The organism is Chromobacterium sp. W521, assembly GCF_052805975.1.
The window spans coordinates 323,561-341,689 of the sequence record NZ_JBRBAF010000005.1; the positions used below are offsets into that span (position 1 = coordinate 323,561).

Here is an 18,129-nt window from a genome sequence, read left to right on the forward strand (position 1 = left end):
TTTGAACAGGCTCTCAGCCGGCTCGCGGCAACAAGGCCTCGATATCCTCCAGCAACTCGTGCGGCTCCACCGCCGGCTCGTAACGCTTGACCACCCTTCCCTTCGCATCGATCAGGAATTTGGTGAAGTTCCACTTCACCGGGTGTGGATGGGTGGAGTCTGCTTGAGTCAGCCAGCGCCACAGCGGATGAGCCCGCGGCCCGTTAACCTCCACCTTCGCGAACATGGGGAAATCCACCTCGAAGCGCGTCCGGCAAAAACGCTCGATCTCGGCCTCGTCGCCCGGCTCCTGGCCGCCGAACTGATTGCAGGGGAATCCCAGCACAACCAGCCCGCGACCGCCCAAGCCTTGCTGCAAATCCTGCAAGCCGGCGTACTGCCGGGTGTAGCCGCACTCGCTGGCGGTATTCACCACCAACGTCACTTGGCCGGTGTACGCCGACAGCGGCTGTTCGCTGCCGTCTATGCGCGCGGCGGTGAAGTCGTAAAGCGTGGTCATGGCCACCTCCGTCTCGTATAATGAGCGCTCCCGAGAATCCACTCAGGCACTATCCGATGTTGTTCAATCCCAGCCGGCAGGACGCCCGGCGCTTTTTCTTCGACACCTGGCAGAAATCCAAGTCCGGGACGGACTTGTCCGATCTGGAAAAAATGGTGCTCCCCATTCTTATAGACCACCCGGAGTATCACGCCATTCTGGATCGGCCGGAACAGTATATGGAACAGGAGTGGACTCCGGAAATGGGCCAGAGCAATCCCTTCCTGCACCTGGGCCTGCATGTGGCTATTGAGGAACAGCGCTCCATCGACCAGCCCTTCGGCATCCGCTCCTTGTACGCCCAGCTGGCGCTGCGCCACGGCAGCGAACATCTGGCTCAGCACGCGATGATGGATTGTCTCGGCGAAATGATCTGGCACGCTCAGCGCCATGGCGGCGGACCGGACGTGAACCGCTACATAGGCTGTATTCGCGGCAAGTTGGGCATGGGAGCGGAGGAGCAGCCCCGCATCAACCCTAATGACATCCCAGACTGACGCCGCACGCCCGAGAAGCGCTTGCTCATGACCAACGCCCGGCTCAGCCGGGCGTTTTGCATTGCCCGGCGACAGGCAAAAAAAGAGCCGTGGGGGGAAACCCTCCACGGCGATCAAGCGGGGCAGCTCGTACTGGCAAAGCCAGAAGAGCAGCTTCATGCTATTCCCACAATAAACAAATTGCAAATAGTTTTTCAACAGTTAAAAACAAATAAAATATTGAATCATTTATATAAATATAATATTTAAAATGAATCATTAAAAAAGCCGGTCTTAGCCGGCTTGAAGCCTGAAACGAACGGGTCTCACAACAAACGGTTGCGCTCTACGCCCGCTACAAAGGCCGCGATATTGTCCACCAGCTGCGCGGCCAGACGCTCCATCGCCTGCCGGCTGGCCCAGCCCACATGAGGGGTGACAATCAAATTGGGCAAGCGGGTTTTCAACAGAGGGTTGCCATGTACCGGCGGCTCTTCGCTCAGCACGTCGAAACCCGCGCCGCCCAGTTGCCCGTATTTCAGCGCGGCCACTAGGTCCTCCTCGTTAACCAGGCCCCCGCGCGCGGTGTTGATCAACAAGGCGCCGGGCTTCATCAGCATCAGCTCCGGCTGGGCGATCAAGTCCCGGGTTTCCTCGGTCAGCGGGCAATGCAGCGAAATCACATCGGCCTGCGCCAAGGCCTCGGCAAAAGCCACATGACCGGAGCGCAACACCTTCGCGCCTTTGCGCTCGACGAACAACACTTCCATGCCAAGCGCGCCGGCCATCTCCGCCAAGCGCAGGCCAATACCGCCCGCGCCGACAATCCCCAGGGTCGCGCCGCGCAAATCGCGGATCGGCGCGCCGAAATGGCAGAACTGTCTCGATTGCTGCCACACCCCTGCGGCGACGTCGCGCTGATAAGCCGGCAGGTTCTTGGCCAGGGCCAGCATCAGGGTCAGCGCGTGTTCGGCCACGGTGTCGTCGCCATAATGACGGATATTGCAGACCGCGATGCCCAGCTCGCGACAGGCGTCCAGGTCGATATGGTTGTAGCCCGTGGCGGCCACCGCCACCAGCTTAAGCCCGGGCAATTGCTCCAGGGTTTCCCGACGCAACGGCACCTTGTTGGTGATGACGATGTCCGCCCCCGAGCAATTCATCGCCGCGTCTTCGACGCTGGTGGAGGGGAACTCGTGATATTCGGACGGGAACGGCAAAAGCGGAACCGGGACAGGCAAGCTGTCCCGGTCAAGAAACACGACGGAGTGGGTCATCGGCTATTCAGTCATCTCTCGAAAGTGATCAAATCGCGGTAAGCATGCCAGCTGGCCAGCGCCAGAACCGGCATGATGATGATCAGGCCCAGGAAATAAGTCGCAAAGCCCACCGCGCTCAGCGTCACAATGATAGCCGCCCATATGCCCATCGTCAGCAGATTCTTCAGCACCGCCTGCACGCTGGCGATCATGGCGGTGACGGTGTCCACCTCCTTATCCAGCATCAAGGGGATAGAAACCACGCTGACCGAAAATACCACCTGAGCAAACAGGAAGCCCACCGCGAAGTAAGCCACCAGGAAGGCGAGATTGTCCGGATTGAAGGCATTGACCACAATGTCATTCAAGGATGGCAAGGCGGCGGTGTCGTAGAACAGCGCGAACATCAGCAAAGACACTCGGAACCAACCGAACACCAGCACCGCCAGCAAGGCCGCGTACAAGGTGAAAGCCGGCAAGTTGACGCGCCAGGCCGCCATGCTGTGCGCCAGCTTGACTCGTCCATGACCGTCGAAAGCCTCCATCTGCTTGGCGATGTCGTACAGACCTATCGCCAGAAAGGGGCCGGCCAACAGGAAAATGGTGGCGAAGGTGATGATCAGCTCAGGAGAGTGTTCGGAGTACAAGGTCAGCAAATACCCCATCAATACGAATACCGCGCCGTAAAACAGGCAGTCGGCCGGGGCTTTTTGAAAATCGCGGAAGCCTTTTTTCAGCCATTGCAACGGCCGGGAGGTTTCCACCCTGCGCGCAACCGGGCGATCGCGCGGGATATCGTGAGTCGCGTCCATGACAAGTCCCCCTCAAGGATACGATGCGAGGCAGTCCCCGCATCCTTACCGTTATACGCCACGCGTCGCAAAACACAAGCTGGCCGTCCGGCTGCTATAATCCCGCGATTGCCACGGCCCTTGGCGCGCGCCGCGCTTCGCGCCGCCGGGCCGGGCCTCATCCCGCGCTTGCGCGAAAGGACATCTCATGAGCGAACTGATTATCGAAGAACTGGCGATCGGCGACGGCGCCGAAGCCGTCAGCGGCCAGGAAGTCACCGTGCACTACACTGGCTGGCTGACCGACGGCACCAAGTTCGATTCCAGCAAGGACCGTTTCCAGCCGTTCAGCTTCCCGCTGGGCGCCGGCTATGTGATCAAGGGCTGGGACCAAGGCGTGGCCGGCATGAAAGTGGGCGGCAAACGCAAGCTGACCATCCCGGCTGAGCTGGGCTACGGCGCGCGCGGCGCTGGCGGCGTGATTCCTCCCAACGCCACTCTGGTGTTCGAGGTGGAGCTCTTGCAAGTGGGTTGAACCCCTGCTGCGCAAGGACGTAAAAAAAGCTTCCCCAGGGAAGCTTTTTTCATTGGATGGCGCGGGCTTATTTCTTCACACACTGATGCTGACGACGGCGGCGCATCCAGACGAAGGCCACGCCCAGCAGCAAGGCGGCCACCACCGCCAGAATGCCTGCCTGCCCGCGATGCACCATGGTCATCAACCACTCGCGGTTGGCGGCGCCGTAATAGCCCAGATACACCCATACCGGCACCGAGATCAGGGCGGCGAAGCCGTCCATCAGCAAGAAACGCCAGTAGGAAATGCGGCGAGTCATGCCGGCGGTAATGAAAATGGGAGAGCGCAGTCCCGGTAGAAAACGGGCGACGAACAGTACCCAATTGCCGTACTTGTCGAACTTCTCCTGCACCGCTTCAAAACGCTCTTGAGTCAGGATGCGCGCGATGGGCCGGAACTTCAGCACCCGGTTGCCAAACACTCGCCCGGCGGTGAACATGATGCCGTCGCCTGCCAGCACCCCGGCCATGCCGACGAGAAACATCCAATGCACATTGGTGTAGCCTAGGCCGGAAATAATGCCGCCGGCCACCAAGGTGATGTCTTCGGGAATCGGCACGCCGAAACCGCATACCAGCAACACGGTGAATACGGCGACATAGCCGTAGCCAGTGAAAAAATCGAGAAGTATTTGCAGAGTGTCCATTTTGTTCCGCTTGCCGCCATGTCTCCGTTCAGGACGATCCTGGCGCGGCTGCGTTATCGGGGTACATCACCAGGGGCTTATAATAGCACACCTCCAACGCAGACTTTCTTGACATGACTCGCCCTATCCAGGTGGAAATCCACCGCGCCGCCATCCGCCACAACTACCTGCTTTCCCGCGCCCAGGCCCCCCAAGCCAAGGCGTACGCCGTGCTCAAGGCCAATGCCTACGGCCATGGACTGCTGGATGCGGTCCAAGCCTTGGCCGATGTCGCCGACGGTTTCGCCCTGCTCAATATCGAGGACGCCGTCCGCTTGCGCGAAGCGGGCATCCAACAGGACATCGTACTGCTGGAAGGCGCTTTCGACGCCGAGGAAGCCGCGGCGATGGCGCATTACCGGCTAGGCGGCGCGGTACATTCCCAACAACAGATAAGCTGGCTGGCCAAAGGTTCCGCCAAACAGCCGGTTTCCGTTTGGCTGAAGATCAATAGCGGCATGAACCGGCTGGGCTTCACCCCGGCGGAGGCCCCCGCCGCGCTCGCGCAATTGCGCGCTCAAGCCGGCTCGCGCGTCGATGCGCTGATGACCCACTTCGCCACCGCCGACGACGACTACGGCGTCGCCGAACAATGGGGGCGCTTCCAGCCCTTGATCGCGCCCAGCGCGCTGCCGGTCAGCGCCGCCAACTCCGCCGCGCTGTTCCGCCACCCGCATACCCACGGCGCCATCGTGCGCCCCGGCATCGTGCTCTACGGCTGTTCTCCCTTCGCCGACATCGACGCCGCCGGCTTGGGCCTACAGGCGGCGATGACGCTGAGCAGCCGGGTCATCGCGGTACAAAAGGTGCCAGCCGGCGACGCCGTCGGCTACGGTCGACGCCTGGTGGCCGAACGCGACATGCGCGTCGGCATCGTCGCTTGCGGCTACGCCGACGGCTATCCGCGCATCGCCGACAACGGCACGCCGGTCGCGGTGGATGGCCTGCCCAGCGGCATCGTCGGCCGGGTATCCATGGACATGCTGGCGGTGGACCTGAGCGCACTGCCTCAAACCGGCATTGGCAGCCGGGTTGAACTGTGGGGCCCTCAAGTGCCGATAGAACAAGTCGCCGCCGGCGCGGGCACTTTGGGCTACGAACTGATGTGCGCAGTGGCGCCGAGAGTTCCGCGCGTCGTCAATAACTGAGCCCGGCGCAGCCAGCCGCAGGCGGCCAACATACCCAAGACCGCGCCGCTCCAATGCGCCGATGTCAAGACCGGCTCGCCGCCACTCCAGTTGCCTGGAAACAGGCTTTGCCACACCAGCCGGGCCAGCAGGGCGGCCAGCCACAAGCCGCGCCAGCGCGGCTGCGTCAGTGCCAGCGCCGCCCACCAGCAATACACCAGGCCGGATGCGCCGACAAAAGCCTGCGGCGTCGGCCACAGCCACTGCATGACGGCGATTAGCGGCGGCGCCGCCAGCGCCAACCCCAGCAGCAGCGACGCCCGTCCCTGCCCCAAGCAGGCCAGCACAGCCAGCGCCGCGCTGTTTAAGCAGGCGTGGCGCGCGTCGGCATGCACCCAGCCGCCGCTCAGCGCCCGCCACCACTCCTCGGCGTTCCAAGGCTCGAAACGCCACGCCAGCGCCCCCGCGCCCCAAGGCGCGGCCAGCGGCAGCAGGACGACGAGGCATAAACCCAGCTGCAGCCGGCCGGCCAGGGTCTTTAGCGCTTGCGGCGCCACAGCGCCGTCGCTCCTAATGCGCCCAAGCCCAGCAGCAACGCCAGGCCGCCTTCGTCCGCTGCCGCCACCGCGTTGCCGCGACGCGCCACGTCGACGTACAAGGGATCATGGTCCGAAGAACGGTAAGCGTCCGCCGCGTAGTATTTCTGCTGCTGCTCCGCGCTCTTGAACTCGCTGCTGTACTCCAGCGCCGTCGGCTCATCGGCGTTGATGTGCCACTCCCCGGCGGCCAGCACCATGGAGCTCAGCGGCTTATCGGCCAAGGCATGGTCCAGGTTGCCGGATTCACCGTTGAATACATAGGAATAGGCATCGCGGCTCCAACGCGTCAGCAGGTTGTTGAAGCCCGCGTTTTCAAAGGCGCGGATCGGATCTTCCTTGGCGTAGGAATTCATATCGCCCAGCAATAGCATGCCGTCGTTAGGGCCGGGCTGCGGACGGGTGGCGTACCACGCCATCAGATCGCGCACCGCCTGCACCCGGGTCAGATTGCAATTGCCCTGACCGTCGCCCTTATCCACGTCGGCCTGCCCGTCCACTACCATGTCCGCGCAGCTGCTGCCCTTGGACTTCAGATGGTTGACCGCCACGGTGACCCGGGTCTTGCTCTTGGCGTCCAGCACAAAAGTCTGCAACAAGGCCGGCCGGTTCTTCTGCGGATTGCCTACCACCCTCACCTCGGCCTTGCCCTCCGCCGTCACCACGGTCGGACGGTAGATCAGGCCGGTGGTGATCGCGTCGCTGCCCACTTGCGGCAGGCCGGGGTTGGCGAATTGATATTGCTTGGGCTGGGGTTGGCCCTGATTTAGCGCATTCACCAAGTCCTGAATCGCCGAGTAGCGGTCGAAGCCATCATTCTCGATTTCCATCAGGCCCACTACATCAGCGTCCAGTTGACGAATCGCGGCCACGATCTTGGCGCGTTGGCGCTCGAAATCCTGCTGAGTCTTGGCGCCGCGCGGCGTCGGGAAACCCTTGCCTTGGCCGTCGCCATTGAAGAAGTTGAGCACATTGAAGCTGGCGAAGCGCACGCTCTCCGGCTTACGCTTTGGCGCGCCGGGGCGCGGATTACTGGCCACCACGCTCGGCGCGGCCAGCGGTTGCAGCCGATATTTGCCAAAGGCGTAGCTGACCACGCCGGTCACGCCGTCCAGACGGTCGCCGCTGCGCAAGGTCTGGCTGGCGGACAAGCCGCCGGGCGCCGGCAGCCAGGCATTGGCGTTTTGGATCTGCAGGCCGTCGTCCAAGGTCAGCTTGTCCAATTGATTGGCCTCGGTCAGCGCCTTGGCTTCGGCGCTGCCGGGCAGAAAACGCTGGGTGGCGGTCCACAGCCGCGGCTGGCTGGACAGCGTCAGCTCGCCGTAGCGGCCGTAGTCGTAATTGGCGGCGACGTAGACCGGTCCTTCCAGGCGCACGGCCATGCCGGCCAGCGCCTCCAACTGAGCGCTGGATTGCAAGGGCAGCCGCAACGTGGCGTAGCTCAAGGGCTCGCTGTAAGCGCACTGCTCCACCGCGGCGATCGTGGCCGGGGTGATCTGGGTTTCGCTGGCGGCGTCGCCCTTGCGGCTGTACTCGGACACCTTGCCAGTGACGCGCACCACATCGCCGGGTTTAAGCGTCGGCGCCGCCAGATTGCCGAGAAACACGAAGATGCCTTCCGAGGTGGTCGGGTCGGCATCCTGATCCCGCGCTTCTTCTTGCAGGTAGAAGCCGCGCAATTGCCCGGCCCCGGTGAAGGCACCGCTGACGACGCCTTCCACAGTGACGGTCTTGCCCTGCATGGGGCTTCCGACGACGCGGCCCTGCACATCATGGATTAAAGTGGCGCCGGCGACGCCGCAAGCGGCCTGGGCCAAGGCCGGAGTCGCCAACGCCACTGCCATGGCGATAGGGCTCAAGGTCCTGAATGCTGTTGCTGTTTTCATGGTCTGGGTTCATCACGAGCGTAAGGAGCGCTGATTCTAACCAGAGCGCAATGACAAAAAGATGTCATTAGATACAGTTGCACGCAAAGTCGCTATCTGTATGTTTTTTCTGAAAACAGTAAGCTCCGCATCTTTCCAAATCCAGGCAATAAAAAAACGCCAAACAAACAATGTATGGCGTTTTCATGCTGATGCCGGCACTTGCCGGCTGTGGCAATCAGGCGACGCTCTGGATCGCCGCCGCAATGGACTGCGCCCACTGATCGGCCAGAGCCTTGTCGTCGGCTTCCACCATCACCCTCACCACCGGCTCAGTGCCGGACGGACGCAACACCACGCGGCCACGGCCTTGCAAAGCCTGCTCGGCGGCGGCCAGCGACGCCGCGGAGGCGCTCTTCCAATCGCAGCCGTTATGGCGAACATTGATCAGCGTCTGCGGATACGGCTGCCAGTCGCTGCAGGCGTCGGCCAGGCTCATGCCCAGATCCGTCAGGCTAGCCAGGACTTGCAAGCTGGAAATGATGCCGTCGCCGGTAGAGTGGCAGTCCAGGCACAAGATATGGCCGGAAGCTTCTCCTCCCACCTGCCAACCTTTGCCATGCAGCATTTCCAGCACATAGCGGTCGCCCACCTTGGCGCGGCCAAACTCCACGCCCAATTTGTTTAGCGCCAGTTCCATCGCCAGATTGGTCATCACCGTACCGACCACGCCGCCCTTGAGCTCGCCCCTGGCCGCACGCGCCTTGGCGATCACGTAGATCAGCTGATCGCCGTCGTAAACGGTGCCTTCGCGATCCACCATGATCAGCCGGTCGCCGTCGCCGTCCAGCGCGATGCCGTAGTCGGCGTGGTGCTCCAGCACCGCTACCTGCAAAGTCTTGGGATAGGTGGCGCCCACCTTCTCGTTGATGTTGTAGCCGTCCGGCTCGCCGCCGATGGTGACCACCTCCGCGCCCAGTTCATGGAACACCTTGGGCGCTACGTGGTAAGTGGCGCCGTGGGCGCAATCCACCACCAGCTTCAAGCCCTTGAGATCGCGATCGTTGGGAAAGCTGCTCTTGCAGAACTCGATGTAGCGCTCCACCGCGCCCTCGATGCGACGCACCCGGCCCAATTGTTCGGACGGATTGGTCTCCATCGGCTGCTCCAGCATCGCCTCGATTTCCAATTCAACGGCATCGTCCAGCTTCTTGCCGCCTTCGGCGAAGAACTTGATGCCGTTATCCTGGAAGGGATTATGCGAAGCGGAGATCATCACCCCGGCCTCGAGACGCAGCGCGCGGGTCAGGTAGGCGATGCCCGGCGTCGGCAACGGGCCGGTCAGCAGCACATTGACGCCGGCGGCGGAAAAGCCGGCTTGCAGCGCCGCTTCCAGCATATAGCCGGAAATTCGGGTGTCCTTGCCGATCAAGACCGTAGGACGATGCGCCTTGTCGTGGTCGACCAATACGCGGCCGGCGGCATAGCCCAGTTTCATCACGAATTCAGGCGTGATCGGGAATTGACCGACCTCGCCGCGCACGCCATCGGTGCCAAAGTATTTACGGCTCATGTTTCTCTCTCGAATCCGGCCGGCTTCTGGCCAACCGCGGTAATCGCTACGCCGGCTATTGTGCGCCAGACACCCCTTTCAGTTCAAACTTTCAAGGCATCCAGCACTTGCAAGGCCTGGCGCGTGGCCTTCACGTCGTGCACGCGAATGATGCGCGCGCCACGCCGCGCCGACTCCAGCGCCGCGGCCACGCTGGCGCCCAGCCGCTCCGCTGGCGTCGCTTCGCCAGTGATCGCGCCCAGCATGGATTTGCGGCTCAAACCCACCAGTAACGGCGCGCCGGCGGCGCGTTCAATCTCCGGCAGCCCGCGCAGCAAGGCCAGATTGTGTTCCAGCGTCTTGCCGAAACCAAAGCCGGGGTCAACCAGCAGCCTGCCGCGGGCGATGCCGGCATCCAGACACAGCTGGACGCGGCGCGCCAGATAGCCGGCCACTTCAGCCACCACATCCGCGTATTCCGGCCGATCCTGCATCGTGTCCGGGTTGCCTTGCTTGTGCATCAGACAAATTGCGGCATCCGAAACCGCCACCAACTCCAACGCGCCCGCGTCTTCCAACGCAGACACATCGTTGACCAGATCCACCGCGCCCATGGCCAGCGCCTCGCGCATGACCACAGTGCGCCGCGTGTCCAGCGACAGCGGCGCGCCTAGCTCTCGCAAACGCTCCAACACCGGCAGCACCCGCTCCATTTCCTGTTCAGGGCTGACATGAGGCGCGTTCGGTCGTGTCGACTCGCCGCCGATATCGAGAATGGCCGCGCCGTCCGCCAGCATTTGCTCGGCGTGGCGCAGCGCCTGGTCCAAGGCGTTGAAACGCCCGCCGTCGGAAAAGGAGTCCGGGGTGACGTTCAGAATACCCATCACCAGGGGACGGGACAGATCGAGCGTGAAGCGCCCGCATTGCAAAGAGGGTTTCATGATCTGAACTACGCTCATGGATGGAGGGGTGTTGTCGCAAAAAAGCCGGGCAAGCCTGTCAAGGCTTGCCCGGCTTGATGACTGAGAGACTCAGACTTCCTGGGCCGGATCGGCGGTCGGCTCGGCGGCCGGCGGCGTCGGTTTGTCTTCCTGCGGCTTGGCCGCGAAACCAGTGCCAGGCTTGGGCGGACGCGGCGGCTTGCCGTCCATCAGGTCGTTGATCTGATCCGCATCGATGGTTTCCCATTCCAGCAGCGCGGCGGTCATCGCCTCGACTTTGTCGCGGTTCTCTTCCAGCAAGCGGCGCGCCAGCGCGTATTGCTCGTCGATAATGCGGCGAATTTCAGCGTCCACCTGCTGCATGGTGGCTTCAGACAGGTTTTTGTGGGTAGTGATGGAGCGGCCGAGGAAGACTTCGCCCTCGTTCTCGCCGTACACCATCGGGCCCAGCTTGTCGCTCATGCCGTAGCGGGTCACCATGTCGCGCGCCATTTGCGTGGCGCGCTCGAAGTCGTTGGAAGCGCCGGTGGTCATCTGATTCATGAACAGCTCTTCCGCGATGCGGCCGCCGAACAAGATGGCGATGCGGTCCAGCAGATAACCTCGGTCATAGGCGAAGCGGTCCTGCTCCGGCAACTGCATGGTCACGCCCAGCGCGCGGCCGCGCGGGATGATGGTGACCTTGTGCACCGGGTCCGCCTTGGGCAAGAGCTTGGCGACGACGGCGTGGCCGGACTCGTGGTAAGCGGTGTTGCGCTTCTCTTCGTCGGTCATCACCATGCTGCGGCGCTCTGCGCCCATCATGATCTTGTCCTTGGCGGACTCGAGGTCCTCCATGTCCACCAGGCGCTTGTTGCGACGCGCTGCGAACAAGGCGGCTTCGTTGATCAGGTTGGCGAGGTCGGCGCCGGAGAAACCCGGCGTGCCGCGCGCGATCACCTCGGCATTGACGTCGGCGGCAATCGGCACCTTGCGCATGTGCACGCCCAGAATCTGTTCACGGCCGCGGATATCGGGCAGCGGAACCACCACCTGACGGTCGAAACGGCCCGGACGCTGCAGCGCAGGGTCCAGCACGTCCGGACGGTTGGTCGCGGCGATCACGATCACGGTGGAATTGGTGTCGAAACCGTCCATTTCCACCAGAAGCTGGTTCAGCGTCTGTTCACGCTCGTCGTTGCCGCCACCCAGACCGGCGCCGCGTTGGCGACCAACCGCGTCGATCTCGTCGATGAAGATGATGCACGGCGAGTTCTTCTTGGCCTGCTCGAACATGTCGCGCACGCGAGCCGCGCCCACGCCGACGAACATTTCAACGAAATCGGAACCGGAAATGCTGAAGAACGGCACCTTGGCTTCGCCGGCGATGGCCTTGGCCAGCAAGGTCTTGCCGGTACCAGGCGAGCCGGCCAGCAAGATGCCGCGCGGAATGCGGCCGCCCAAGCTCTGGTAGCGGGAAGGGTCACGCAGATAATCGACGATCTCCTTCACTTCTTCCTTAGCCTCGTCGCAACCGGCGACGTCAGCGAAAGTAACGGTATTGGCGTCCTGATCCAACATTCTGGCCTTGCTCTTGCCGAAGGAGAACGCGCCGCCCTTGCCGCCCCCCTGCATCTGGCGCATGAAGAACACCCATACGCCGATCAGCAGCAGCATCGGGAACCAGCTGATGAAAATATTCATCAGCATCGACGGTTCCTCTTCCGGCTTGGCGGAGAAACGAACGTTGTTCTTGATCAGGTCGTCGACCAGTTGCGGGTCGTAAGGCGCGTAGGTGCTGAACGCGGAGCCGTCGGTCAGCTTGCCTTTCAGCCATTGCCCGCGCAGCGGGTGGCCTTCTATGGCCAGGGACTGGACCTTGCCGGACTCGACATCGCTGATGAACTGCGAATATTCAAGCTGATTCTGGGTATCCTGACGCTTGTTGAACTGATTGAATACCGTCATCAGTACCAAACCGATGATGACCCATATCGCGATGTTTTTGCCGATATTGTTCACGAGTAGCGGACTCCTCTGTGCCCTGACTTTTTGGTTGCTTGTCTAGATATTTGCTTTGATTGTACGCCGCGAGCCACTTTATGTCAGCGTCGGCCTTTGCCCAGCAGGTAAATTTCGCTGGAACGGTCGCGCGACGCTTTCGGCTTGCGGGTGACTACCTCGTCGAACAGCTCGCGCATGGACTTGAGATAGGCTTGGAAATCGCTGCCCTGGAACACTTTGACGAGAAAATGGCCGCCAGGTTTCAAATGATCTCGCGCAAATTCCAACGCCAGCTCGCACAACAGAAAACTTCTGGCCTGGTCAATGGCGCTCATGCCTGACATATTGGGCGCCATATCGGAAATTACAAGGTCCAATTCGCGGCCGCCGAGCAATTGCACGAATTGCGCCAGCACTTCTTCCTCGCGGAAGTCGCCCTGGATGAAGTCGACGCCGGGCACCGGGTCCATGTCCAGAATGTCGAGCGCGAACACCTTGCCGCTGTCGCCGACGATGCGCGCCGCCACCTGCGACCAACTGCCGGGGGTGGACCCCAGATCGGCCAATACCGTGCCGGGACGGATCAGCTTGTCCTTGTCGTTGATTTCCAGCAGCTTGTAAGCGGCCCGCGCGCGGTAGCCGTCTTTCTGCGCTTGGTTGACATAGGGATCGTTGACGTGTTCCTGCAACCAGTGGTTGCTGCTCTTGCTTCTAGCCATTGCGCTGTGCTCTTAAAAAGGTGGGCAACAGGTCAGCCGCGCTATCCTGTTGTTTTTCATTTATTTTAGGTCCGGACTTTGGGAAAGCGTCCAACTCGAGTAGAATCGGCTTTTGCTTTGTAAATCCGTATTTCTCATGAAAATTGAACTCAAGCCGTTCCAGCGCAAGTATCTGCAGGGACTGGCGCACGACCTCAACCCGGTGGTGATGATAGGCAACAACGGCCTGACCGAAGCGGTGATCCGCGAAATCGCCATCAATCTGGACGCACACGAACTGATCAAGGTCCGCGTGCAGGGCGACGACCGCGAAGCGCGCGTCGCCATGTTCGAGCAGATCTGCGAAGACCTGGGCGCCGCCCCGGTCCAGCACATCGGCAAGTTGCTGGTGCTGTGGCGTCCAAGCGATAAACAACGCATCATTCTGCCCAAGAACAAGCAGGCGCTGAAAGGCTGAACGCCGTTCACGGCGATCGCGCTTGAAGAAAAGCGGTGGCATGCCACCGCTTTTGTTTTGTCCGCTCCAAACGGGATATTCACGAACCGTGAACGGCGCCTTAGAACGTGTCCAAGATCTCGCGAGCAAGAGCGAGACAAGGCGAAAACGAGCGAAAAAGCGGAATGGTCAAGTGGCACATCAGCATTTCGAAGCGGTACTCACCGTGCAACCTCTCACAACGCGCAGCAGATCGTGAACAGGTTCTTAGTCGTTGCGCCAGACGTAAACCAAACCCATCAAGCTCTGCACCAGATAGATCAGGCTGGAAATCGCATGCCAGGTGGCGAAGCCGCCGCCGAACAGGCCTTCGGCCGCATGATTCATCTGCGCTTTGAGGTTGGCGATGATGGGAGTGACGGCGAAATGATTGATCAGCGTGCAGGCCAGCATGCCCATCACCAGCCAGAAGCCGCTTTCCTTGACCCCGGCCGCGCCGTTGCGGCGGATATGGTCCACCAGCAGAATCGCCCCGCACACCAGCCCTACCCAGGCGATGCTGGCGAACAGCTTACCAGCCACCATGCCGGCGGTGACCCGGTCCAGCATGGCGAACAGCACCGGCGCCACGATGATGCCGATTACCCATAAGCCGCCAATCCAGAACGTCTTGGCGATGGAACGCAATCCATCCATGTCTCAGTCCCTCTCCCACGCCGCGCCGCGCGCGGACCGTCCGGCCCGCTCGTCGGCGGGACTCAGATGTATTTGACGTCGAGCACTTCGTATTCGCGGATGCCGCCCGGAGCCACCACCTCGGCCACGTCGCCGGCTTCCTTGCCGATCAGCGCGCGCGCGATCGGGGAGTTCACCGACACCTTGCATACCTTGATATCGGCCTCGTCGTCGCCAACGATCTGGTAGGTGACGTTTTCCTCCGTCTCCAGGTCCATCAGTTCGACGGTGGCGCCGAACACCACGCGGCCGTCGGCGTCCAGTTCAGCCGGGTTCACGATCAGCGCGTTGGAAATCTTGCCTTCCAGTTCGGCGATGCGGCCTTCGACAAAACCCTGACGCTCCTTGGCGGCGTCGTATTCGGCGTTCTCGGACAGGTCGCCATGCGAGCGAGCCTCGGCAATCGCCTCGATCACTGCCGGACGTTCCACGCTCTTGAGGCGTTGCAGCTCTTCTTTCAGCAGCTCGGCACCGCGCACGGTCAACGGGACTTTGATCATTTCAGAATTCTCTCCAGAGGCGGCATCCGCCTTCATCAAAAGCACAAGCCGCCGTACTGGACGGCGGCTTGAAGTAGCGGGTTATGGGAGGGATTGTAACGGCAAACCCCTCCCGCTTCCAAGCCCCCGCGTCAGGACTCAGCCCTGAATCTGGCTGTGCAGTTCCTGCACGCTGTAGACGTCGAACTCCTCGGCGTGGGCCATGCCCACGCACACTGCCTTGGCGCCGGCCAGGGTGGTGTACTGCGGAATCCGCGCCTGCAAGGCCGAACGGCGGATGGAGTGACTGTCTTGAATCGCCTGGCGCTTTTCGTCGACGGTGTTGATCAGCAGATCGATTTCCGAGTTTTTGATCATGTCGACGATGTGCGGGCGGCCTTCATTAACCTTGTTGACCACCTGCACCACGATGCCAGCCGCGGACAAATGCTTGGCGGTGCCGCGCGTCGCGCAGACGCCAAAGCCTAACCGCTGCAGTTCGCGCGCCACTTCCACCGCGCCGTTCTTGTCGCTGTCGCGCACGGACAAGAACACCTTGCCGGTCTTGGGCAGACGGTCGCCTGCGCCCAGCTGACCCTTCACATAGGCTTCGGCAAAGGTTTTGCCCACACCCATCACCTCGCCGGTGGACTTCATTTCTGGCCCCAGGATGGTGTCCACGCCGGGGAACTTGATGAAGGGGAATACCGCTTCCTTCACCGCGTAGAACGGCGGAATCACCTCCTTGGTGAAGCCCTGCTCGTTGAGGCCGATACCGGCCATCGCGCGCGCCGCGATCTTGGCCAGCGGCGCGGAAGTCACTTTGGAGACGAAGGGCACGGTGCGGCTGGCGCGCGGATTCACTTCCAGCACGTAGATGGTGTCGCCCTGAATGGCGAACTGCACGTTCATCAGGCCAACCACGTTCAAAGCGCGGGCCATGGCCACTGTCTGGCGGCGGATTTCATCCTGCACCGCCGGGAACAGGCTGTACGGCGGCAGCGAGCAGGCGGAATCGCCGGAGTGAACCCCGGCCTGCTCCACGTGCTGCATGATGCCGCCGATCACCACGTTCTCGCCGTCGGACACGCAGTCGACGTCGACTTCGATGGCATCGTTGAGGAAGCGGTCCAGCAGCACCGGGCTGTCATTGGACACCTTCACCGCCTCGCGCATATAGCGCTCCAGATCGGCCGGCTCGTGGACGATTTCCATCGCGCGGCCGCCCAGCACGTAGGACGGGCGCACCACCAGCGGATAGCCGATTTCCTCGGCCAGCTTCATCGCTTCGGCCGGCGCGCGCGCGGTGCGGTTGGGAGGCTGCTTCAGGCCCAGCTCGTGCAGCAGCTTCTGGAAGCGCTCGCGGTCCTCGGCGGCGTCGATCATATCCGGGGTGGTGCCGATGATGGGCACGCCGTTGGCTTCCAGCGCGCGCGCCAGTTTCAGCGGGGTCTGGCCGCCGTACTGGACGATGACGCCGAACGGTTTTTCGATACGGCAGATTTCCAGCACGTCTTCCAGCGTCAACGGTTCGAAGTACAGGCGGTCGGAGGTGTCGTAGTCGGTGGATACGGTTTCCGGGTTGCAGTTGACCATGATGGTCTCGAAACCGGATTCGCGCAGCGCCAGCGCAGCGTGCACGCAGCAGTAGTCGAACTCGATGCCCTGACCGATGCGGTTCGGCCCGCCGCCCAGCACCATCACCTTCTTGCGGTCGGACGGGTTGGACTCGCACTCCTCCTCGTAGCTGGAGTACATATAGGCGGTGTTGGTGGCGAATTCGGCGGCGCAGGTGTCCACGCGCTTGTACACCGGGTGCAGGTTCAGGCTCCAGCGCTTGGCGCGCACCGCGGCCTGGTCCGAGCCCAAGAGCTCGCCCAGACGACGGTCGGAGAAGCCCTTGCGCTTCAAGCGGCGCAGTTCTGCGTAGTCCAGTTCTTCGATCTTGCGGCCGGCCAGCGCTTGTTCTTCGCCAATCAGGTCTTCGATCTGCGCCAGGAACCAGGGGTCGATCTTGCTGACCGCGTGGATATCGTCGCGGCTCATGCCGATGCGGAAGGCATCGGCCACATACAGGATGCGCTCCGGTCCCGGCGTGCCCAGTTCATGGCGGATAGCCGCTTCGTCGCTCGTGACCGGGTCGAAGCCGGCCAGGCCGGTTTCCAGACCGCGCAGCGCTTTCTGCATCGATTCCTGCAAGGTGCGGCCCATCGCCATCACCTCGCCCACCGACTTCATCTGGGTGGTCAGGCGGTCGTCGGCCTGCGGGAATTTTTCAAAGGCGAAACGCGGAATCTTGGTGACCACGTAGTCGATGGACGGTTCGAAGGAGGCCGGGGTGGCGCCGCCGGTGATGTCGTTCTTCAATTCGTCCAGCGTGAAGCCCACCGCCAGCTTGGCCGCGATCTTGGCGATGGGGAAGCCGGTGGCCTTGGACGCCAAGGCCGAGGAACGGCTGACGCGCGGGTTCATTTCGATGACGATCATTTCGCCGGTGGCCGGATTGGTGGCGAACTGCACATTGGAACCGCCGGTGTCCACGCCGATCTCGCGCAGCACCGCCAGGCTGGCGTTGCGCATGATCTGGTATTCCTTGTCGGTCAGCGTTTGCGCCGGCGCCACGGTGATAGAGTCGCCAGTGTGCACGCCCATCGGGTCGAAGTTCTCGATCGAGCAAATGATGATGCAGTTGTCGTTCTTGTCGCGCACCACCTCCATTTCATACTCTTTCCAGCCCAGCACCGATTGTTCGATCAGCAACTCATGGGTGGGAGAGGCTTCGAAACCACGCTCGCAGATGGCCAGGAATTCTTCGCGGTTGTAGGCGATGCCGCCGCCGGAACCGCCCATGGTGAAGGACGGGCGGATCAGTGTCGGGAAGCCCACCTTGGACTGCGCGTCCAGCGCCGCTTCCATGGTGTGGCAAACAAAGGACAGCGGGCAGGACAGGCCGATCTTGGCCATCGCTTCCTTGAAACGGCCACGGTCTTCGGCCTTGTCGATGGCGTCCTCGGTGGCACCGATCAGCTCCACCTTGTATTTTTCCAACACCCCGTTCTTGGCCAGGTCCAGCGCGCAGTTCAGCGCGGTCTGGCCGCCCATGGTCGGCAGGATGGCGTCCGGGCGCTCCTTGGCGATGATCTTTTCCACCACTTTCCAAGTGATGGGCTCGATGTAGGTGACATCGGCCATGTCCGGATCGGTCATGATGGTGGCCGGGTTGGAGTTCACCAGGATGACTTTGTAGCCCTCTTCGCGCAGGGCCTTGCACGCTTGCGCGCCGGAGTAGTCGAATTCGCAGGCCTGGCCGATGACGATGGGGCCGGCTCCGATGATCAGAATGCTTTTGAGGTCGCTACGCTTTGGCATG

The 18,129-nt window shown here is 62.0% G+C and carries 18 protein-coding genes; 5 read left to right on the plus strand and 13 right to left on the minus strand.

Annotated features, from left to right (window positions below; all coding sequences use genetic code 11):
• Positions 1 to 13: 13 nt before the first annotated feature.
• Positions 14 to 499: a glutathione peroxidase gene (locus ACUXV1_RS10065; RefSeq protein WP_019103852.1), complete on the minus strand. Its 486-nt coding sequence runs from the start codon at positions 497 to 499 to the stop codon at positions 14 to 16.
• Positions 500 to 555: 56 nt separating this feature from the next.
• On the opposite strand from ACUXV1_RS10065, the gene ACUXV1_RS10070 reads away from it, so the two are divergent.
• Positions 556 to 1,035: a DUF1841 family protein gene (locus tag ACUXV1_RS10070; protein WP_043591312.1), complete on the plus strand. Its 480-nt coding sequence runs from the start codon at positions 556 to 558 to the stop codon at positions 1,033 to 1,035.
• A gap of 27 nt (positions 1,036 to 1,062) precedes the next feature.
• On the plus strand, positions 1,063 to 1,284 hold the full coding sequence (locus tag ACUXV1_RS10075) for a hypothetical protein (protein ID WP_446015329.1): 222 nt from the start codon (positions 1,063 to 1,065) through the stop codon (positions 1,282 to 1,284).
• A 56-nt stretch (positions 1,285 to 1,340) separates the two neighbouring features.
• On the opposite strand, the gene ACUXV1_RS10080 is transcribed toward ACUXV1_RS10075, so the two are convergent.
• Both ACUXV1_RS10080 and ACUXV1_RS10085 read right to left on the minus strand, forming a co-directional pair.
• A complete protein-coding gene (locus ACUXV1_RS10080; protein WP_446015330.1) occupies positions 1,341 to 2,291 on the minus strand; it encodes a D-2-hydroxyacid dehydrogenase in 951 nt (316 codons plus the stop codon).
• Between the two features lie 11 nt (positions 2,292 to 2,302).
• Complete coding sequence (locus ACUXV1_RS10085; protein ID WP_043591313.1) at positions 2,303 to 3,085, minus strand: DUF2189 domain-containing protein; 783 nt, start codon at positions 3,083 to 3,085, stop codon at positions 2,303 to 2,305.
• A gap of 187 nt (positions 3,086 to 3,272) precedes the next feature.
• On the opposite strand from ACUXV1_RS10085, the gene ACUXV1_RS10090 reads away from it, so the two are divergent.
• A complete protein-coding gene (locus tag ACUXV1_RS10090; RefSeq protein ID WP_019101992.1) occupies positions 3,273 to 3,599 on the plus strand; it encodes an FKBP-type peptidyl-prolyl cis-trans isomerase in 327 nt (108 codons plus the stop codon).
• A 67-nt stretch (positions 3,600 to 3,666) separates the two neighbouring features.
• Here the strand turns inward: ACUXV1_RS10090 and ACUXV1_RS10095 are convergent, their stop codons facing one another.
• On the minus strand, positions 3,667 to 4,287 hold the full coding sequence (locus ACUXV1_RS10095) for a DedA family protein (RefSeq protein ID WP_337882200.1): 621 nt from the start codon (positions 4,285 to 4,287) through the stop codon (positions 3,667 to 3,669).
• Positions 4,288 to 4,400: 113 nt separating this feature from the next.
• Between ACUXV1_RS10095 and alr the strand changes: the two genes are divergently transcribed.
• Positions 4,401 to 5,474 (plus strand): alanine racemase, encoded by a 1,074-nt coding sequence (gene alr, locus ACUXV1_RS10100; protein ID WP_446015332.1) that lies wholly within the window; start codon positions 4,401 to 4,403, stop codon positions 5,472 to 5,474.
• Here the strand turns inward: alr and ACUXV1_RS10105 are convergent.
• The 6 genes from ACUXV1_RS10105 to rlmE all read right to left on the minus strand — a co-directional run bounded on the left by ACUXV1_RS10105 (position 5,420) and on the right by rlmE (position 13,109).
• On the minus strand, positions 5,420 to 6,010 hold the full coding sequence (locus ACUXV1_RS10105) for a rhomboid family intramembrane serine protease (protein WP_043591318.1): 591 nt from the start codon (positions 6,008 to 6,010) through the stop codon (positions 5,420 to 5,422). The two genes, alr and ACUXV1_RS10105, sit on opposite strands and share 55 nt — an antisense overlap.
• The gene (locus ACUXV1_RS10110; RefSeq protein WP_446015334.1) at positions 5,992 to 7,908 is read right to left on the minus strand and encodes an ExeM/NucH family extracellular endonuclease; all 1,917 of its coding nucleotides are present in this window, start codon (positions 7,906 to 7,908) and stop codon (positions 5,992 to 5,994) included. The genes ACUXV1_RS10105 and ACUXV1_RS10110 overlap by 19 nt, the downstream gene beginning before the upstream one ends.
• 244 nt (positions 7,909 to 8,152) lie before the next feature.
• On the minus strand, positions 8,153 to 9,487 hold the full coding sequence (glmM, locus tag ACUXV1_RS10115; protein ID WP_081555539.1) for a phosphoglucosamine mutase: 1,335 nt from the start codon (positions 9,485 to 9,487) through the stop codon (positions 8,153 to 8,155).
• Positions 9,488 to 9,570: 83 nt separating this feature from the next.
• A complete protein-coding gene (folP, locus tag ACUXV1_RS10120; RefSeq protein WP_446015336.1) occupies positions 9,571 to 10,407 on the minus strand; it encodes a dihydropteroate synthase in 837 nt (278 codons plus the stop codon).
• Positions 10,408 to 10,497: 90 nt separating this feature from the next.
• On the minus strand, positions 10,498 to 12,408 hold the full coding sequence (ftsH, locus tag ACUXV1_RS10125) for an ATP-dependent zinc metalloprotease FtsH (RefSeq protein WP_446015337.1): 1,911 nt from the start codon (positions 12,406 to 12,408) through the stop codon (positions 10,498 to 10,500).
• An 83-nt stretch (positions 12,409 to 12,491) separates the two neighbouring features.
• Positions 12,492 to 13,109, minus strand: a complete 618-nt coding sequence (gene rlmE, locus ACUXV1_RS10130; protein ID WP_043591324.1) for a 23S rRNA (uridine(2552)-2'-O)-methyltransferase RlmE — start codon at positions 13,107 to 13,109, stop codon at positions 12,492 to 12,494.
• A 136-nt stretch (positions 13,110 to 13,245) separates the two neighbouring features.
• On the opposite strand from rlmE, the gene yhbY reads away from it, so the two are divergent.
• The gene (gene yhbY, locus ACUXV1_RS10135; RefSeq protein WP_019103533.1) at positions 13,246 to 13,566 is read left to right on the plus strand and encodes a ribosome assembly RNA-binding protein YhbY; all 321 of its coding nucleotides are present in this window, start codon (positions 13,246 to 13,248) and stop codon (positions 13,564 to 13,566) included.
• 246 nt (positions 13,567 to 13,812) lie between these two features.
• Here the strand turns inward: yhbY and ACUXV1_RS10140 are convergent, their stop codons facing one another.
• From ACUXV1_RS10140 to carB, 3 genes are all read right to left on the minus strand, one after another.
• Positions 13,813 to 14,241, minus strand: a complete 429-nt coding sequence (locus ACUXV1_RS10140) for a DUF4149 domain-containing protein (RefSeq protein WP_043591328.1) — start codon at positions 14,239 to 14,241, stop codon at positions 13,813 to 13,815.
• Positions 14,242 to 14,303: 62 nt separating this feature from the next.
• Positions 14,304 to 14,780 carry a transcription elongation factor GreA gene (gene greA / locus ACUXV1_RS10145; protein WP_019100916.1) on the minus strand — a complete coding sequence of 159 codons (477 nt, stop codon included), beginning with the start codon at positions 14,778 to 14,780 and terminating at the stop codon, positions 14,304 to 14,306.
• Between the two features lie 138 nt (positions 14,781 to 14,918).
• The gene (gene carB / locus ACUXV1_RS10150; RefSeq protein WP_019100915.1) at positions 14,919 to 18,128 is read right to left on the minus strand and encodes a carbamoyl-phosphate synthase large subunit; all 3,210 of its coding nucleotides are present in this window, start codon (positions 18,126 to 18,128) and stop codon (positions 14,919 to 14,921) included.
• Between the last annotated feature and the right edge of the window lies 1 nt (position 18,129).